At 72.0% G+C, this 14,499-nt stretch carries 13 protein-coding genes; 4 read left to right on the top strand and 9 right to left on the bottom strand.

The annotated features are described in order from the left end of the window. Positions 1-287: 287 nt before the first annotated feature. The 3 genes from ACWDRW_RS03140 to ACWDRW_RS03130 all read right to left on the bottom strand — a co-directional run bounded on the left by ACWDRW_RS03140 (position 288) and on the right by ACWDRW_RS03130 (position 3,343). Complete coding sequence (locus ACWDRW_RS03140; protein ID WP_451719566.1) at positions 288-749, bottom strand: ATP-binding protein; 462 nt, start codon at positions 747-749, stop codon at positions 288-290. A 518-nt stretch (positions 750-1,267) separates the two neighbouring features. Then, a complete protein-coding gene (locus ACWDRW_RS03135) occupies positions 1,268-2,134 on the bottom strand; it encodes an acyl-CoA dehydrogenase family protein (RefSeq protein ID WP_451719261.1) in 867 nt (288 codons plus the stop codon). Between the two features lie 78 nt (positions 2,135-2,212). Further along, entirely contained in the window at positions 2,213-3,343 is a 1,131-nt protein-coding gene (locus ACWDRW_RS03130; RefSeq protein ID WP_451719258.1) for an acyl-CoA dehydrogenase family protein, read from the bottom strand. Between the two features lie 122 nt (positions 3,344-3,465). Here ACWDRW_RS03130 and ACWDRW_RS03125 point away from each other — a divergent pair, with 122 nt between their 5' ends. Next, positions 3,466-4,974 (top strand): class I adenylate-forming enzyme family protein, encoded by a 1,509-nt coding sequence (locus ACWDRW_RS03125; RefSeq protein ID WP_451719255.1) that lies wholly within the window; start codon positions 3,466-3,468, stop codon positions 4,972-4,974. A gap of 2 nt (positions 4,975-4,976) precedes the next feature. Here the strand turns inward: ACWDRW_RS03125 and ACWDRW_RS03120 are convergent, their stop codons facing one another. Then, positions 4,977-5,489, bottom strand: a complete 513-nt coding sequence (locus tag ACWDRW_RS03120; RefSeq protein WP_451719253.1) for an EF-hand domain-containing protein — start codon at positions 5,487-5,489, stop codon at positions 4,977-4,979. 143 nt (positions 5,490-5,632) lie between these two features. Beyond that, positions 5,633-6,013, bottom strand: a complete 381-nt coding sequence (locus ACWDRW_RS03115; RefSeq protein WP_451719250.1) for an STAS domain-containing protein — start codon at positions 6,011-6,013, stop codon at positions 5,633-5,635. A gap of 313 nt (positions 6,014-6,326) precedes the next feature. Here ACWDRW_RS03115 and ACWDRW_RS03110 point away from each other — a divergent pair, with 313 nt between their 5' ends. Beyond that, positions 6,327-6,887 carry a sigma-70 family RNA polymerase sigma factor gene (locus ACWDRW_RS03110; protein WP_451719247.1) on the top strand — a complete coding sequence of 187 codons (561 nt, stop codon included), beginning with the start codon at positions 6,327-6,329 and terminating at the stop codon, positions 6,885-6,887. Further along, complete coding sequence (locus ACWDRW_RS03105; RefSeq protein WP_451719244.1) at positions 6,884-8,233, top strand: maleylpyruvate isomerase N-terminal domain-containing protein; 1,350 nt, start codon at positions 6,884-6,886, stop codon at positions 8,231-8,233. Before ACWDRW_RS03110 ends, ACWDRW_RS03105 begins: the two co-directional genes overlap by 4 nt. A gap of 83 nt (positions 8,234-8,316) precedes the next feature. On the opposite strand, the gene purU is transcribed toward ACWDRW_RS03105, so the two are convergent. Then, positions 8,317-9,198: a formyltetrahydrofolate deformylase gene (gene purU, locus ACWDRW_RS03100; RefSeq protein ID WP_451719241.1), complete on the bottom strand. Its 882-nt coding sequence runs from the start codon at positions 9,196-9,198 to the stop codon at positions 8,317-8,319. Positions 9,199-9,269: 71 nt separating this feature from the next. Further along, positions 9,270-9,770 (bottom strand): SCO4402 family protein, encoded by a 501-nt coding sequence (locus ACWDRW_RS03095; protein ID WP_451719239.1) that lies wholly within the window; start codon positions 9,768-9,770, stop codon positions 9,270-9,272. 117 nt (positions 9,771-9,887) lie between these two features. On the opposite strand from ACWDRW_RS03095, the gene ACWDRW_RS03090 reads away from it, so the two are divergent. Then, on the top strand, positions 9,888-11,198 hold the full coding sequence (locus ACWDRW_RS03090) for an ABC transporter substrate-binding protein (protein ID WP_451719236.1): 1,311 nt from the start codon (positions 9,888-9,890) through the stop codon (positions 11,196-11,198). A 16-nt stretch (positions 11,199-11,214) separates the two neighbouring features. On the opposite strand, the gene ACWDRW_RS03085 is transcribed toward ACWDRW_RS03090, so the two are convergent. After that, positions 11,215-12,750, bottom strand: a complete 1,536-nt coding sequence (locus ACWDRW_RS03085) for a hypothetical protein (RefSeq protein ID WP_451719233.1) — start codon at positions 12,748-12,750, stop codon at positions 11,215-11,217. A gap of 201 nt (positions 12,751-12,951) precedes the next feature. Next, positions 12,952-14,337, bottom strand: coding sequence for a transcriptional regulator (locus tag ACWDRW_RS03080; protein WP_451719231.1), 1,386 nt, complete (start codon positions 14,335-14,337; stop codon positions 12,952-12,954). Between the last annotated feature and the right edge of the window lie 162 nt (positions 14,338-14,499).

Genomic DNA, 14,499 nt, shown 5'->3' with positions numbered 1-14,499 from the left:
ACGACCCACACTCGTCGAGGGCTCCCGTCACCGAAGCCCTCGTCGTCCCCTCGCGGCGAATCGCTGACCACAAGCGTGATCAAACGGACACGAGTCGTCAACACCTGTTCGCGGATTTATTACTTATGCCCTATATGCGGCAGGCGCACGCTGAAGCATGTCCCGGCGCACCGCGCAGCGTCCGGCGCAAGGGACCGGGGCCGTCACGTCGAGGTGTACATCGCGGGCGCACTGCCCCCCGCGAACGCGTGGCACGTGCGGCGACTTACGAGGCGGGCGGACCCGCTTCACACGGCCTCGTAGGCGAACCCTTCGAAGGCGCCGCCGCCGTAGGCCACCGCGGGTTCGCGCCCTCCGGCGCAGCGGTCGAGTTCGCACCAGATGCGCTTGCCGGGCCCGTCGGGCATCCAGCCCCAGCGGTCGGCGAGGCCGTCGACGAGGGCGAGGCCGCGGCCACCGGTCTCCCCGCCGCCCGCGCAACGCGGCACCGGGGCCCGGCCGCTGGCGTCAACCACTTCCAGCCGGACGGTGACCGGCTCGGCGTCGGCCGGGACCCCGGGCAGGAACAGCCGCAGCACGGCGGGGCAGCCGGTGTGCACCACGGCGTTGGTGACCAGTTCGGACACGAGCAGGATCAGGGTCTCCGACAGCGACTCGTCGGCCTCTATCCCGGATCCGGCGAGCCGCGAGCGAGCCCACCTCCGGGCTCGCCCCACCTCAGCGGGGTCGGGCCGGATCTCCAGCTGCACTTGAAGCACCTGCACCGCTCACACCATCCGAACCGGCGGACTCATAGCCCCGCGCCTCACGAGGGCCACGATCGTAGCCATTTTTTGCATGACCAGAACAATGGCCGGAGCCAGGGTCACGGAACGTGAATCCCTTACGGGATAGCATGGTTGACGTACAGTCACCCCAACAAGCGCTTCGGGCATATTCCAGCGCGAAGGAGTACCCGTGCGGGATACTGTGCGACGCTCTTGACGGGGAGTCGAACAGGCGGAGGACGAAACCGCGCCCGCCCTGCGAGAACCGGCGCGCATCGCCGGATCCGGAGCCGCCTCAAGGGCCACTCCGGCATGGCTCGTGCTCGGAACCACTCGCATCCCACACAAGGTACCGGAGCGAGGCCCTGACTCCGGGCCGTGACGAGTCACACCTAGGACACAACCCGATATCAACGCTCCGTAGTTCCGGTGTGCCACAATCCGCGACACCAATGCGGCCGGAAGTCCGGGTTCCGCAGCCCAGAAGCCCTTTTCGCCGCTCAGGCGACCAACTCGGCCGCGAGCAGTTCCTCGCTCTCCGTCCCGCCACCGGCACGCTGTGCCCGCGCCCACGCCCGCTTCAGGTGCAGATGCACCTCGCACTCCCAGGTGAAGCCCATGCCGCCGTGCACCTGGAGGCAGTCACGCGCACCGCGTACGGCGGCCTCGTCGGCCAGCAGCCGGGCCGCCGCGATCTCGGCGGGGTCCTCGGTCACGGCGGCGGCGTACACGGCGGCACGGGCCGTCTCCGCCCGCACCAGCAGGTCGGCGCACAGATGCTTGACCGCCTGGAAGCCCCCGACCGGCCGGCCGAACTGCTCGCGGGTCCGGGCGTGTTGCACGGCCAGCTCGCACGCGCGCGTGGCGGTCCCGAGTTGCTCGGCTGCGGTGAGCAGCACGGCGAGGGGATCCGCCGGGCCCGCGGCCCCGGACGTGCGGTGCAGCGGCGTCAGCGGATCCGCCGACCGCAGGGGTACGGCCCCGGCGGCGTCCCCGAGGACCACGTCGGCCTGCGTCAGCCACTCCACCAGGCCGGCGTCCACCACCGTCACGACCATCTCGCCGCTCGCCGCGCCCGGCACTACGCCCGCCGCGAGGTGCGTGGCGGCCAACGGCCCCGGCAGCAGCGCCCGTCCCGCCTCCTCGAAGGCCAACACGGCCTCCGGCAGCCCGAGTCCGACGCCGCCGTCCGCCTCGGGCAGCCGCAGCGCGAAGAAGCCCGTCTCACCCAGCTCCCGCCACAGTCCCCGGTCCAGCCGCGGCTCCTCCACAGCGGCCCGCAACACGTCGGCACCGAAGCGCCGGTCCAACAGCTCCCGCATGCCCGCCTTCAAGGCCCGCTGGTCACCGGTCAGTTGGAAACGCATACCGTCACCGCCCTCTCGTCCGTCCCAGCCGTCGGGCCCGCGACGCCCGCTGTCCCGCCCGCACGCGAACGCGCACGCTCACCGCCCCTTCGGCAGCCCCAGAATCCGTTCGGCCACGATGTTCCGCTGGATCTGCGAGGTGCCCGCCGCGATGGTGTACGACAGCGACGAGAGCCGGTCGAGCACCCAGGGCCGGTCGAGATCGAGGGCGTCGGGCCCGAGGACGTCGGCGGCGGCGTCGTAGAGCTCCTGCCGCGCGTGCGAGTACCTCAGTTTGAAGACCGAACCGCCGACGCCCGGCACCCCGTTCACCGAGGCCTCGCTCACGTTCCACTGCGTGAGCCGCCACAGCGCGCGGAACTCGGCGTTCAGCCGGCCGAGCCGACGCCGTAGCACCGGGTCGTCCCAGCGGCCGTTCTTGCGGGCCTGGGTGGCGAGTTCGCGCAGCACACGGCGGCAGCCCACCACCTCGCCGACGAAGGCCGTACCCCGCTCGAACGACAGGGTCACCATTGTCACGCGCCAGCCGTCGTTCTCCGCGCCGACCCGGTTCGCGACCGGCACCCGCACCTCGTCCAGGAACACCTCGGCGAACTCGGTGGACCCGGCGAGGGTCCGCAGCGGCCGTACGGTGACGCCCGGGGCGTCCATGGGCATCGCGAGCCAGGTGATCCCGCGGTGCTTGGGCGCCGAAGGGTCCGTGCGCACCAACAGCTCGCACCAGTCGGCGACTTCGGCGTGCGAGGTCCAGATCTTGGAGCCGGTGACCACATAGTCGTCGCCGTCGCGCCACGCGCGCGTGCGCAGCGCCGCGAGGTCCGAGCCCGCGCCGGGTTCGCTGAAGCCCTGACACCAGACCTCCGCGCCACGCAGGATCGGCGGCAGCCAGCGCGCCCGCTGCCGCGGGCTGCCCTCGGCGGCGATGGTGGGGCCCGCGTGGAGGAGGCCGACGAAGTTGGCGCCCACATAGGGCGCGCCCGCGCGTTCGGTCTCCTCCAGGTAGATCAGACGCAGGGTCGGGGAGGCGTCCCAGTGGACGTCGGCGTACCCGGCGTCGTGGAGCATGCGCTGCCAGCCGAGGTCGTAGGCACGACGACCGGGCCAGTCGGAGGGCGCGGGGGCCGGGGGCAGCGTCGGCAGGACCTCGCCGAGCCACTGCCTCAGGCGTGCCCGGAACTCCTCCTCCTCGGGCGTGTACGCGAGGTCCATACGGTGGCCACCTGTCTGACGATCCGTCAGTTCAGGCTAGCCCCGCTCCTCTGGACCGACAAGGCGGCGAGTCCTACGCTCAGCCCATATCTGACGCACCGTCAGCAAAGGGAGCCGTCGCCGTGACCGACACCGCAACCGACCTGAGCTCCGCCCGGACCCTGTGGGACCTGCTCGCCCGCCGCGCCGACCTCACCCCGGACCGGCCCGTCCTCCTCCAGGGCGACCGCTGCCTGAGCTTCGGCGAGCTGCGCGCGCGTGCCGAACGAGTGGCGGCCGGCCTGTACGCCAGGGGCGTGCGCCCGGGCACGGTCGTCGCCTGGCAACTGCCCACCCGGATCGAGACCGCCGTGCTCTCCTTCGCCCTGGCCCGCCTGGGCGCCGTGCAGTCGCCGGTCATCCCCTTCTACCGCGACCGCGAGGTGGGTTTCGCGCTGCGCGAGTCCAGGGCCGAGTACTTCGCCGTACCGGGCACCTGGCGCGGCTTCGACCACACGGAGATGGCGCGACGGCTCGGCGCGAAGGGCGTCTTCGAGGCGTACGACCGCCTCCCGGACGGCGATCCGCGGGAGCTGCCCGCCCCGCCCGCCGAGGGCGCCTCGGTGCGCTGGGTCTACTGGACCTCGGGCACCACCTCCGACCCCAAGGGCGTGCTGCACACGGACCGTTCGCTCATCGCGGGCGGCTCCTGCCTCGCCCACGCCCTGCGCCCGACCGCCACCGACGTCGGCTCGATCGCCTTTCCCTACGCCCACATCGGCGGCCCGGACTACATGGTGATGCTGCTGCTGTACGGCTTCCCGGCGGTGCTGTTCGAGCAGTTCGCGCTGCCGGACGCGCTGGAGGACTACCGCCGGCACGGGGTGACGATGGCGGGCGGGTCGACGGCGTTCTACTCGATGTTCCTGACCGAGCAGCGCAAGCGGCCCGGCGCCAAGGTGGTTCCGACGCTCCGGCTGCTCGCGGGCGGTGGGGCGCCGAAGCCGCCGGAGCTGTATCACGCGGTCGTCCGGGAGATGGGCGTCCAGCTGACCCACGGCTACGGCATGACGGAGGTGCCGATGATCACCATGGGCGACCCGGACGACGATCCCGAGCTGCTCGCCACCACCGAGGGGCGGCCGCCGGAGGGGATGGAGATCCGGATCGTGGAAGGGGAGGTACGGCTGCGCGGAGAGGCGGTGTGCCGGGGCTACCTGGATCCGGGTCAGACCGCTGAGGCCTTCGACGCGGAGGGGTTCCTGCGCACCGGTGACCTGGGGCGGCTGACCGACGGCGGACATCTGGTGCTCACCGGACGGCTCAAGGACGTGATCATCCGCAAGGGCGAGAACATCTCGGCCAAGGAGATCGAGGACCTGCTGCACCGGCATCCGGCGATCGCGGACGCGGCCGTCATCGGGCTGCCGGACGCCGAGCGCGGGGAACGCGTCTGCGCGGTGGTGGAACAGCCGCCGGGAGCGGAGCAATTGACCCTCACGCGGGTGACGGACTATCTCCGCGCGGAAGGGCTGTCCGTGCACAAGCTGCCCGAGCGGCTCGAAGTGGTGGACGCCCTTCCGCGCAACGACACCCTGCGCAAGGTGCTCAAGTACAAGCTCAGGGAGCGCTATGCGAAGCCCGTGGAGTAGCTCTACTCGGGGACCGTGAAGTACCGGGCGAAGGCGGTCACGATCTCGGATTCCTCCACCCGCCCGTCGTGGTCGGCGTCGAGCGTGTCCGCGGCGGCCCGGGCGATGTCGGGGTGGACGCCGAAGGCGGTCAGTACGCGCACGGTGTCGGTGACCGTCGCCGCTCCGTCGCCGTCCGCGTCGGCCACGGCGAGCGCCGCGTGCAGGAAGGGCCGGGCGATCTCGGCGAACCGGTCGGGGTTGTCGCGCAGCCGCTTGACCGCGCCGCCCACGAACTCGTCCCGCGTGATGCGCTGGTCGCCGTCCCGGTCCGCTATGCCCGCCATGCCCTGCCAGAACGCCTCGGCGCCGCTGTACAGCGCCTGGCCCTTGTCGGACCGGGCCGCCGTACCGAACTCCGCGAGCAGCGCCTTGGCCGCCGCGTTGAAGTCCGCACGGTCGATGTAGCCGTTGCCGTCCTGGTCGAAGGTGGCGAACCGGGCGGCGATCTTGCGCTCGTACTCGCTGCTGACCATGTCTTTTCGTGCCGCCTTTACGTCACGTGGGATGCGTCTGGCACGGAGCGTACGACGCCGGGGGCCGCCTCGGCGCGGGAAAGCGACGGTTGTGCCAAGACCGGGGGAATTTTGGGACAACGGTGTGGCAGAGCGTCGGTCCGCTACGCCGACAGCGGGCCTGACTCCGCGTCGGTCGCCGAGTCCACGTCGGGGTGGACGTCGAACAGACGGCGGACACCGAGGGCGCCGAGGACGCGGTTGACGTGGGAGCCCTCCTCCGCGCCGTGGGCGGGCAGGATCAGGCGCAGGCTGCCCCGGCAGGAGCGGACGAGCCGGCGGGCGGCGATGAGCACGCCGACCCCGCTGGAGTCGCAGAAGAAGACCTCGGACAGGTCGAGCACGAGGCTGTGGCGCCCTTTGGCCACTTCGTCGTGGACGCGTTGGCGCAGCACCGGCGAGGTCACCAGGTCCAGTTCGCCCGACACACGCAGCACGGCCCACCCGTCCTGCTCCCCGCAGGTCACTTTGAACGCCACCGCCATGCCCTTCGCTCGCCGGACCCCCCGCAAGTGGAAGCCGTCCCTACGCTTCCTTGCAGCGCGGCTGCCCAGCGGCTGTGCCCTGAAACACGGGCCCAGAAACGGAAAGGAACGTAAAGAGGCTTGTTTCAGTCCTCTTCGGTCTTGTTCGATCAGAATTGGGCCGGGTAGGTGACGCTTCACTATCACCCTCGGCCTTCCAGGGGGCGCACATTGCGACAAAGGGGCGTGCGCTGTCAGAGGTGCCGACTACATTCGAGGAGACGGTGGGAGCAGGCTTGACCAGGGCACAGGCAGTGTGAGGTGAGGGGGCCGCATGGCGAAGAAGGACGCACCGCCCCGCTGGGACCGCAAGATGCAGCAGCGGCTCGCCCGCGGTGAGGCGGCCGCCCTCGGCGAGCTCTACGACCGGTTCGCCTCCCTCGTACACGGCCTGGCCCACACCGTCCTGGGCGACGAGCACGCCGCCGACGGCGTCACCCGCGAGGTCTTCGCCCACGTCTGGGAGCACCCCGACGCCTACGACCCCAAGCAGGGCCCGCTGCGCTCCTGGGTGGCGAACCTCACCCACCGCCTCGCCGTGCAGCGGCTGCGCGCCTCGCTCACCCAGGGCGACCAGGGCACCCCGGAGGACCTGGAGCGCAAGGTGCGGCACGCGTCCGTGGCGGCCCGCGCCGACTACATCGTCCAGGCCATGCCCCTGCCCCTGCGCGCCGCCCTGGAGCACGCCTACTTCCAGCGCCGCGACTACCGCCAGACGGCGACCGACCTGGGCGTCACGGAGGTCGAGGCACGCCGCCGCCTCCGCCTGGGGCTGCAACTGCTGTCCACGGCCCACGACGCCGGCGCGCCGCCGGGATACGGGGGTGCCGTGTGAGTGACACGGGTCGGTTCGAGGAGTTCGACGATCACGAGGGCGAGCCGAAGGGCGAGGACACGCACGAGAACCGCGGCGGTGGCACCGGGTCCGACGGGCCCGGGGACGGCAACGGCGGCGGCAGGGGCAACGGCCCGAGCGGCGGCCCCGAGCAGCCGCCGCGCATACCGCTGCCCCGGGCCTCCGTCGAGGACACCGGGCGGCCCCTGCCCGACCTCACCGACCCGGCGCCGCTCACGCTGGAGCACCCGGTGCTGAAGTCACTGCTCGGGGCGTGGGCGCTGGCCGCCTGTTCGCCGGAGGAGACCCTCGCGGTCGAGGCGCACCTCGGCGACTGCGGCTCCTGCGCCGACGAGGCGCTGCGGCTGCGCGAGGCCGTGGGCCTGCTGCACCGCGCCGAGAGCCTCGACCTCGACCCCGCGCTGCGCACCCGGGTCCTGGAGAGCTGCCTGGAGCGCCGCCCGCCGCGCATCCCGGTCCCCGGCTGGGCGGCGGCGTACGACGCCGAGACCGCGCGTCTGGACGCGCTGCTCCAGGACTTCGGGGACGCGGAGTGGCACGCGCCCGTGCGGCTGCGGTGGTTCCGGGCCGACGAGGCGACGAGCCGCCGTACGACGGTCGCCGGGGTGATCGCCCATCTGCTGACCGTCGACGGCCTCGTGGCGGTCGCGCTCGGCCTGGACGACCCGCTCGGCGACGTCCCGGCGGACCGGCCCACCCCGTCCTCCAGAACGGAGGCCTACTGGCGCGCCTCGCACTTCCCGCCCACCCGCTCGGTCCGCGCACCCTGGCGGGAACAGAGCCACGACCTGGTCCGCACGGCGTCCTTCACCGGCGGCCAGGCGGGCGGAATGCCGGTCTCCTACGGCGATTTCGAGCTGCCGCTGCACGACGCGCTGCTGGACCGGGCGTTCGAGTGCTGGGTGCACGCGAGTGACATCGCGGAGGCCGTGGACTATCCGTACGAGCCGCCGTCGGGCCGGTATCTGCACGACATGGTCGACCTCGCCGCCCGGATGCTGCCGGTCGCGCTGGCGCGGCGCCGGCAGGACGGGCTCGCGGCCCCCGCGCACGGCCGCCACCTCGGCCTGGCCGGCGGGCCCGGCCGGAGCGTGCGGCTGGAGATCGAGGGGTCGGGCGGGGGCGAGTGGCTGATCCCGCTGGACTCACCGGGCACGGTGGGCTCGAAGGAGCACGAGGTGGCGCACGTGGCGCTGGACGGCGTGGAGTTCTGCCAGCTGGCCGCGGGTCACGTCTCGCCGACGGAGGCGGCCGCGGGGCAGGTGGGCGACCGGGAGGCCATCAAGGACGTGCTGTTCTCGGTGGCCGCGTTGAGCCGGATGTAGGGGCTGGCCGGGGATTCGCCGGCGACCGCGGGCCCGGTGGGGGCAGGTCGCGCAGTCGCCCGAAGACCGACGGACCCGAGCTGTTAGGCGAAAACGACCGTCCGCCGCCCGTTCAGCAGAATCCGGCGCTCCGCATGCCACTTCACGGCCCGCGCCAGCGCCTGGCACTCCACGTCCCGGCCGACCGCGACAAGCTGGTCCGGCGTGACGTCGTGCCCCACCCGCTCGACCTCCTGCTCGATGATCGGTCCCTCGTCGAGGTCCGCGGTGACGTAGTGCGCCGTCGCACCGATCAGCTTCACGCCCCGTGTGTGCGCCTGGTGGTACGGCTTCGCGCCCTTGAAGCTCGGCAGGAAGGAGTGGTGGATGTTGATGATCCGGCCGCTGAGCTGCTTGCACAGGTCGTCGGAGAGCACCTGCATGTAGCGCGCGAGCACCACCAGCTCGACGTTCTGCTCGCGCACGATCTCCAGCAGCCGCGCCTCGGCCTGCGACTTCGTGTCCTTCGTCACCGGGATGTGGTGGAAGGGGATGTTGTACGACCCCACCAGCTCGGCGAAGTCCATGTGGTTGGAGACCACCGCCGCGATCTCCACCGGCAGCGCCCCGATCCGGGCGCGGAACAGCAGGTCGTTCAGGCAGTGCCCGAACTTGGAGACCATCAGGACGATGCGCATCTTCTCGTCGGCCCGGTTGATCTGCCAGTCCATCTGGAAGGAGTCACCGATCGCCGCGAAGCTCGCCCGCAGCTTCTCCACCGTCACCGGCGCCTCCGCCGAGAAGTGGACGCGCATGAAGAACAGACCCGTGTCGTGGTCGCCGAACTGCTGGCTGTCCTCGATGTTGCAGCCGGTCATGAAGAGGTAGCTCGACACGGCGTGCACGATGCCCTGCTTGTCGGGGCAGGACAGGGTGAGGACGTACTGGTCGGTGGGGACCGCGGCTCGGTTGGACTGCTCGTTCATGCACCACAGGGTCCCACAGACGGCGCCCCTCGATCACGGCCGTCCCGGCAGACGGACCGCCCGCCGAACCGCTACGCGGACCTCGTCATGATCCGCAGCACCTCCAGCGTGCGCGGAGGCGTGTCCGGGTCGTCCCCGTCACTCGCCGCCATCCGCACATGCGCGTCCCGCGCCGCCCGCACCGCGTCCGGCCACCCCTGGTGTTCCAGATACGCGGCGACCGGGGCGTCGGGCCCGACCTGGTGCATGATCCGCAGCACCCGGAGCACGGCGGTGTCGACGAGCGCCGCCTCCTGCGAGTCCCGGAAGATCGTGCCGACGTACTTCTCGGCGGACCAGTTGTCCAGCCAGGTGTCCTCGACCAGGCGGTACACGGCATCGGTGACGTCTCCGTAGCCGTCGACACCGGCGAGCCAGACGTCGCGCTGGAACCCGGGGTCGGAGAGCATGTGCAGCGCGGAGCGCACATTGCTGCGCCAGCGCCACCACGGCATGTCGTTCAGTGGCATGCCGCCCATGGTGGATGAGCGACGGCCGCGACGGGAAGAGTTCTCCGAACCTTGCACGGTCATCGATCGTACGTTCCCGCCCGAACGAGGCCCAGGCACCCCCTCAATTCACCTCGCCGTCACCTTCTGTTGCCCTTGGATCGCTCCCTGGTTAGCGATGTGACGGAATCGTGCGTGTCCATGACCGGCAGGCGGCGCAACCGCAATATCCACCTCCCCATGCTCACCCGACCCGTCAGAGCCACCGCGAGCAAAGCGGCGGCCCTGGTCGCGTGCGCATCGCTCGCCGTCGGTTGCGGGGTCATCCCCGGTGTCTCGGGGGGCGCCGGGGACGATCCGATCACCGTCATGACCTGGGCACCCCAGGACACGAGCGCCACCAACAAGCCCGGCATGCCCGCGCTCGCGCTGGCCTACGCCCGCTGGATCAACTCCCAGGGCGGTCTGAACGGCCGCAAGCTCCGGGTGCTGAACTGCAACGACCACAACGACAGCGTCTCCGCGGCGAAGTGCGCCGAGCGCGCCGTCGACGAGAACGTGGTGGCCGTGGTCGGCTCCTACAGCCAGTACGCCGACTCGTTCTTCCCCACGCTGGAGAGCGCGGGCATCCCCTACATAGGCGGCTACGGCGTCACCGGCGCCGAGTTCACCAGCCCGCTGTCCTACCCGGTCAACGGCGGCCAGCCCAGTCTGCTGGCCGGCCTCGGCCGGGAGCTCGCCGAGACCTGCGGTCCGGTCGCCCTCGTACGGCCCGACAGCATCGCGGGCGACGAGCTGCCCCCGCTGCTGAACTCCGGTCTCTCCGCGGGCGGCCACACCGACGCGGGCGACCAGCTGGCGGCGGAGGACGCCACCGAGTACTCGGCGCAGTCGGAGCGGGCACTCGAATACACCAGCACCGACCCGGCGAGCCCGGGCTGCGTGGTGCCCGCCCTCGGGGACCGCACCAGCACCTTCATGGACTCCTTCCGGCGTGGCCGCGAGGAGTTCCCCGACGTGCGCACGGCGACCGTGCTGGGCAGCGTCGACCAGACCGTGATCGACGCCTCCGGCGGCAAGTCCGGACCGTACGAGGGCGCGTACATCACCGGCTGGTATCCCGTCGCCAGCGACCAGCGCTGGGACGAGATGAAGAAGGTGATCAGCGCGCACGCCTTCGGCGACAACCGCATCGACCCCGCGGACGCCGGAGTGCAGACCACCTGGATCGCCTACACCGTCTTCAAGGCCGTGGTCGACTCCATCGGCGACGCCGAGGTGAACGCCCGCTCGATCCGCCGCGCCCTGGACGACGGCCTGGAGATCAGCACGGGCGGGCTCACGCCCAAGCTGAACTGGGAGTACTCCGAGTCCCTCGCCTCGGTCGGCCTCCCTCAGCTGGTCAACGCCGACGTGACCCTCCAGGTCGTACGGGACGGCCGGCTGGTCTCGGCCCGGAAGGGCTTCATCGATGTGACGAAGACCCTTCAGCAGGCCGACCTGCTGGGCTGACCGTCCCGCGAGGGGCCTACAGCTGGGTCGGCTGGCGCTCGGTCAGGCCGTAGGTCTTCGCGATCGAGTTCCACAGGCCCGCGGCCTTGGCCTTCTCGGTGCTCGCCGTCCCGCTGGCCGTGTTGCCGGCCACGGTCTGCGGGGTGCTGCGGGCCTGGCCCTTCTTGCACATCGCGCCCTTGCGCTTGGCCACCTGGTCGGCCCAGGCCGCGTAGTGGTCGTCCGCCGACGCGGACGCCTGCCAGGCCTTGGTGAGGGCGCCGGTCAGCTCGGTGTTCTGCGGCAGCTTGTCCACGGACAGGGTGCCCAGCTCCGTCACCAGGTCGGTGCGCTGCTTGGCCGCGTCCCGCAGGTCCTTCGCGGCCTGGGTGAGGTTGGTGCAGGCCTTCACGTCGGCCACCGCGTTGATGACCATGGTCCGGCTGTCGCCGCTGTCGGCCAGCAGCTTGTCCAGCTCCACGGCCTGCGCCTCGGCCGGGTCGGCGGACGGCGAGGCGGACGCCGACGGGCTCGCCGGGGCCGTGGCGGCGACGGTCTTGTTGTCGTCACCCCCGTCGTCCCCGCCGCCATTGGCCATCAGCGCGCCGGCACCGATCCCGACGACGGCGATGGCCACGCCCACGGCGGCGAACAGCGGCACCCGGGATCCGGTACGGCCGCCGCGGCGACGGTCCTCGTCGTCGTACGACTCCCGCCTCGCAATGACCGGCGGCTGCTGGGAGCCGCCGTACTGCCGCGGCTGGGGCTGCGGCTGCTGGAAGCGCGGGAGCTGCTGGGTGGCCCCGGCCGGGGAGTCGCCCGGGGCGCTGCGGAAGAGGCTGTCGAACTCGGCGGGCGGCTGCCGCTCGCCGTCGCCCGCCGGTACGGGCGCGATGAACTGCGTGGCCTCGGCGTCCGGGTTCGGCGCGGAGTTCCGCACGGGGTGCGGTACGGGGTTCTGCGCGGCGTTCGGCCGGACCCGTCCCAGCACCGTGGTGCTCTCGCCGGGCGCCTCCGGGGTTACCTCGGGCGGCAGGGCCCTACCGCCGACCGGCGGTATGAACTGGGTCGCGCCGTCGTCGGCGACCGGCGGGATGTACTGCGTGGCGCCGTCGTCCGCGACCGGCGGCAGGTACTGGGTGGCGCCCTCGTCCCCGTAGGCAGCGGCCTGCGGGGTGCCGTACGCCGGGGCGGCATGGGTGCCGTATCCCTGGGACGGGGTGCCGTAGTCCTGGCCGCCGTACTGCTGCTGACCGCCGTACGACGGTGCCGGGGCGCCCTCCGGGGGCAGGGGCTGGGACGCCGGGGCGTCCCAGGGCTGCGCGGGCGGGGGCGTCCAGCCCTGCCCCTGAGCCGGGGCCGCCGGGGCCTGCGGCTGGTCGGGGCCCCAGGAGCCGCTCCAGGCCTGACCGGCCGCCGGGGCGGGCGGCGGGGTCGTGGGGGCGGGGTGCTGGGGGCCGCCGTGGCCGCCCGTCATGCCCGGGAGCAGGGGCTCGCCTCCGTCGGAGGGCAGCACGATGCCTTCGCGCGCGGGCCGCGCCGAGGGCTCCTCGCCCTGTCCACTCTGCGTCACCGGGACTCCTACGAATGGGGGACCTTCGGAATCGTCGGCTCACGCTACCGGGTCACGCGAGGCACGTGCCACGCAGCTCAAGGCGTGACCCGGGTCCCTGTGACCGCCGTAACAGATCCGGCCCCCATTCGCTCTTCATGCCCTCCTTTCGCCGTCGGCGCCGGTGTTTCCCTGGTCTTCACGCCTGCGTGGACCGTCCGTTCACGCCGCCGCCTGGAGTTCCAGCCGGGCCCCGAACTCACGTACCACGGGCTCCTCCCGGTACGGATCGAGACGTTGCTGGAAGTCCTCCAGGTACTCGGCGCCCCGGTTGGAGCGCAGCGTCTCCAGCAGCTCCACGGCCTTCAGGCCGGTGTGGCAGGCCTGTTCGACCTCGCGTTGCTGCACCTGGGCCGTGGCGAGGAGCACATAGCCGATCGCCCGCCGCCGCGCCTTCGTCTCCGGCAGCCCGGCGAGGGACTCCTCCGCGCGCCGCGCCGCCGCCTCGGCCTGGCCGAGGTCGCGAAGGCAGTGCGCCAACTCGTCGGCCAGATAGGCCTCGTCGAAGTGCGCGATCCACGCCGGGTCGTCCCCGGTCGCCGGATCCGCCGCCTCCAGCGCGCTCACCGCCCGCCCGGACGCCGACTGAGTGGCCCGTACGTCGCCCATGAGCGCGTGTCCACGGGCCTCGGCCGCGTAGAACATCGCCTCCGCGCGCGGGGTGACGCGCCCCCGCGCCCCCTCCTGCGCCGCCCGCGCCAGCTGCGCGATCTCGCGCGGGTTTCCGAGCTGCGCCGCCAGATGGCTCATGGACGCGGCGAGGACGTAACCGCCGTATCCGCGGTCCCCGGCCGCCTGGGCGAGCCGCAGGGCCTGGATGTAGTACCGCTGGGCCAGCCCGGGTTGGCCGGTGTCGACGGCCATGTAGCCGGCCAGCTCGGTCAACCGGGCGACCGCCGCGAACAGTTCGCGTCCCACGGCCTCCCGGTAGGACCCGGCGAGCAGCCCCGAGACGACGCTGTTGAGGTAGTGCACGACGACCGGGCGCACATGCCCGCTGCCGTACTGGTGGTCCAGGTCGACCAGCGCCTGCGTCATCGCCTTCACGGCCGCCACGTCGGACGTGCCCACACGCGGGCCGGCCGCGCGCGCGACCTGGGAGTCGGGCGCCGAGATCAGCCAGTCCCGGCTGGGCTCGACGAGCGCGGAGGCGGCGACGGAGGAGCCGGACAGGAAGTCCCGGCGGCCCACGTCACTGCGCCACAGCTCACAGACCTGCTCGATGGCGCCCAGTACGGTCGGCGAGAACTGGAGCCCGACACCGGAGGCGAGGTTCTTGCCGTTGGCCATGCCGATCTCGTCGATCGTGACCGTGCGGCCGAGTTTGCGGCCGAGTGCCTCGGCGATGATCGCCGGGGCGCGTCCGCGCGGCTGCTGTCCCCGCAGCCAACGGGCCACGGACGTCTTGTCGTAGCGCAGGTCGAGGCCGTGCTCGGCGCCGCACATGTTGACCCGGCGGGCCAGCCCGGCGTTCGAGCAACCCGCTTCCTGGATGAGCGCCTGCAACCGTTCGTTCGGCTGCCGCGCGACGAGCGGCCTTGCGGCCATTGGCGTACCCCCTGGAGATCCGGCTGTCTCACCGAAAAGATCCGGCCGTGAAGATCAATGCCCCGCGGACATAACGAAAATGCGAGGCATGTGAGGATTGCCGGGGTAAAGGCGGAAGCCGACCCCATTCGTGGCTACCCAGCTCCTGCCACGGATCCTCCC

The organism is Streptomyces sp. NPDC003635 (assembly GCF_053587635.1).
The sequence above is the reverse complement of the archived record's forward strand: the minus strand, read 5'-3'. Positions and strand labels throughout refer to the sequence as shown.

Coding starts and splice junctions, on each gene's coding strand:
- ACWDRW_RS03110 (WP_451719247.1), top strand. CDS start 6,327: ATGGCGAAGAAGGACGCACCGCCCCGCTGGGACCGCAAGATGCAGCAG.
- ACWDRW_RS03115 (WP_451719250.1), bottom strand. CDS start 6,013: ATGGCGGTGGCGTTCAAAGTGACCTGCGGGGAGCAGGACGGGTGGGCC.
- ACWDRW_RS03095 (WP_451719239.1), bottom strand. CDS start 9,770: ATGACCGTGCAAGGTTCGGAGAACTCTTCCCGTCGCGGCCGTCGCTCA.
- ACWDRW_RS03130 (WP_451719258.1), bottom strand. CDS start 3,343: ATGGACCTCGCGTACACGCCCGAGGAGGAGGAGTTCCGGGCACGCCTG.
- ACWDRW_RS03090 (WP_451719236.1), top strand. CDS start 9,888: ATGACCGGCAGGCGGCGCAACCGCAATATCCACCTCCCCATGCTCACC.
- ACWDRW_RS03080 (WP_451719231.1), bottom strand. CDS start 14,337: ATGGCCGCAAGGCCGCTCGTCGCGCGGCAGCCGAACGAACGGTTGCAG.
- ACWDRW_RS03135 (WP_451719261.1), bottom strand. CDS start 2,134: ATGCGTTTCCAACTGACCGGTGACCAGCGGGCCTTGAAGGCGGGCATG.
- purU (WP_451719241.1), bottom strand. CDS start 9,198: ATGAACGAGCAGTCCAACCGAGCCGCGGTCCCCACCGACCAGTACGTC.
- ACWDRW_RS03120 (WP_451719253.1), bottom strand. CDS start 5,489: ATGGTCAGCAGCGAGTACGAGCGCAAGATCGCCGCCCGGTTCGCCACC.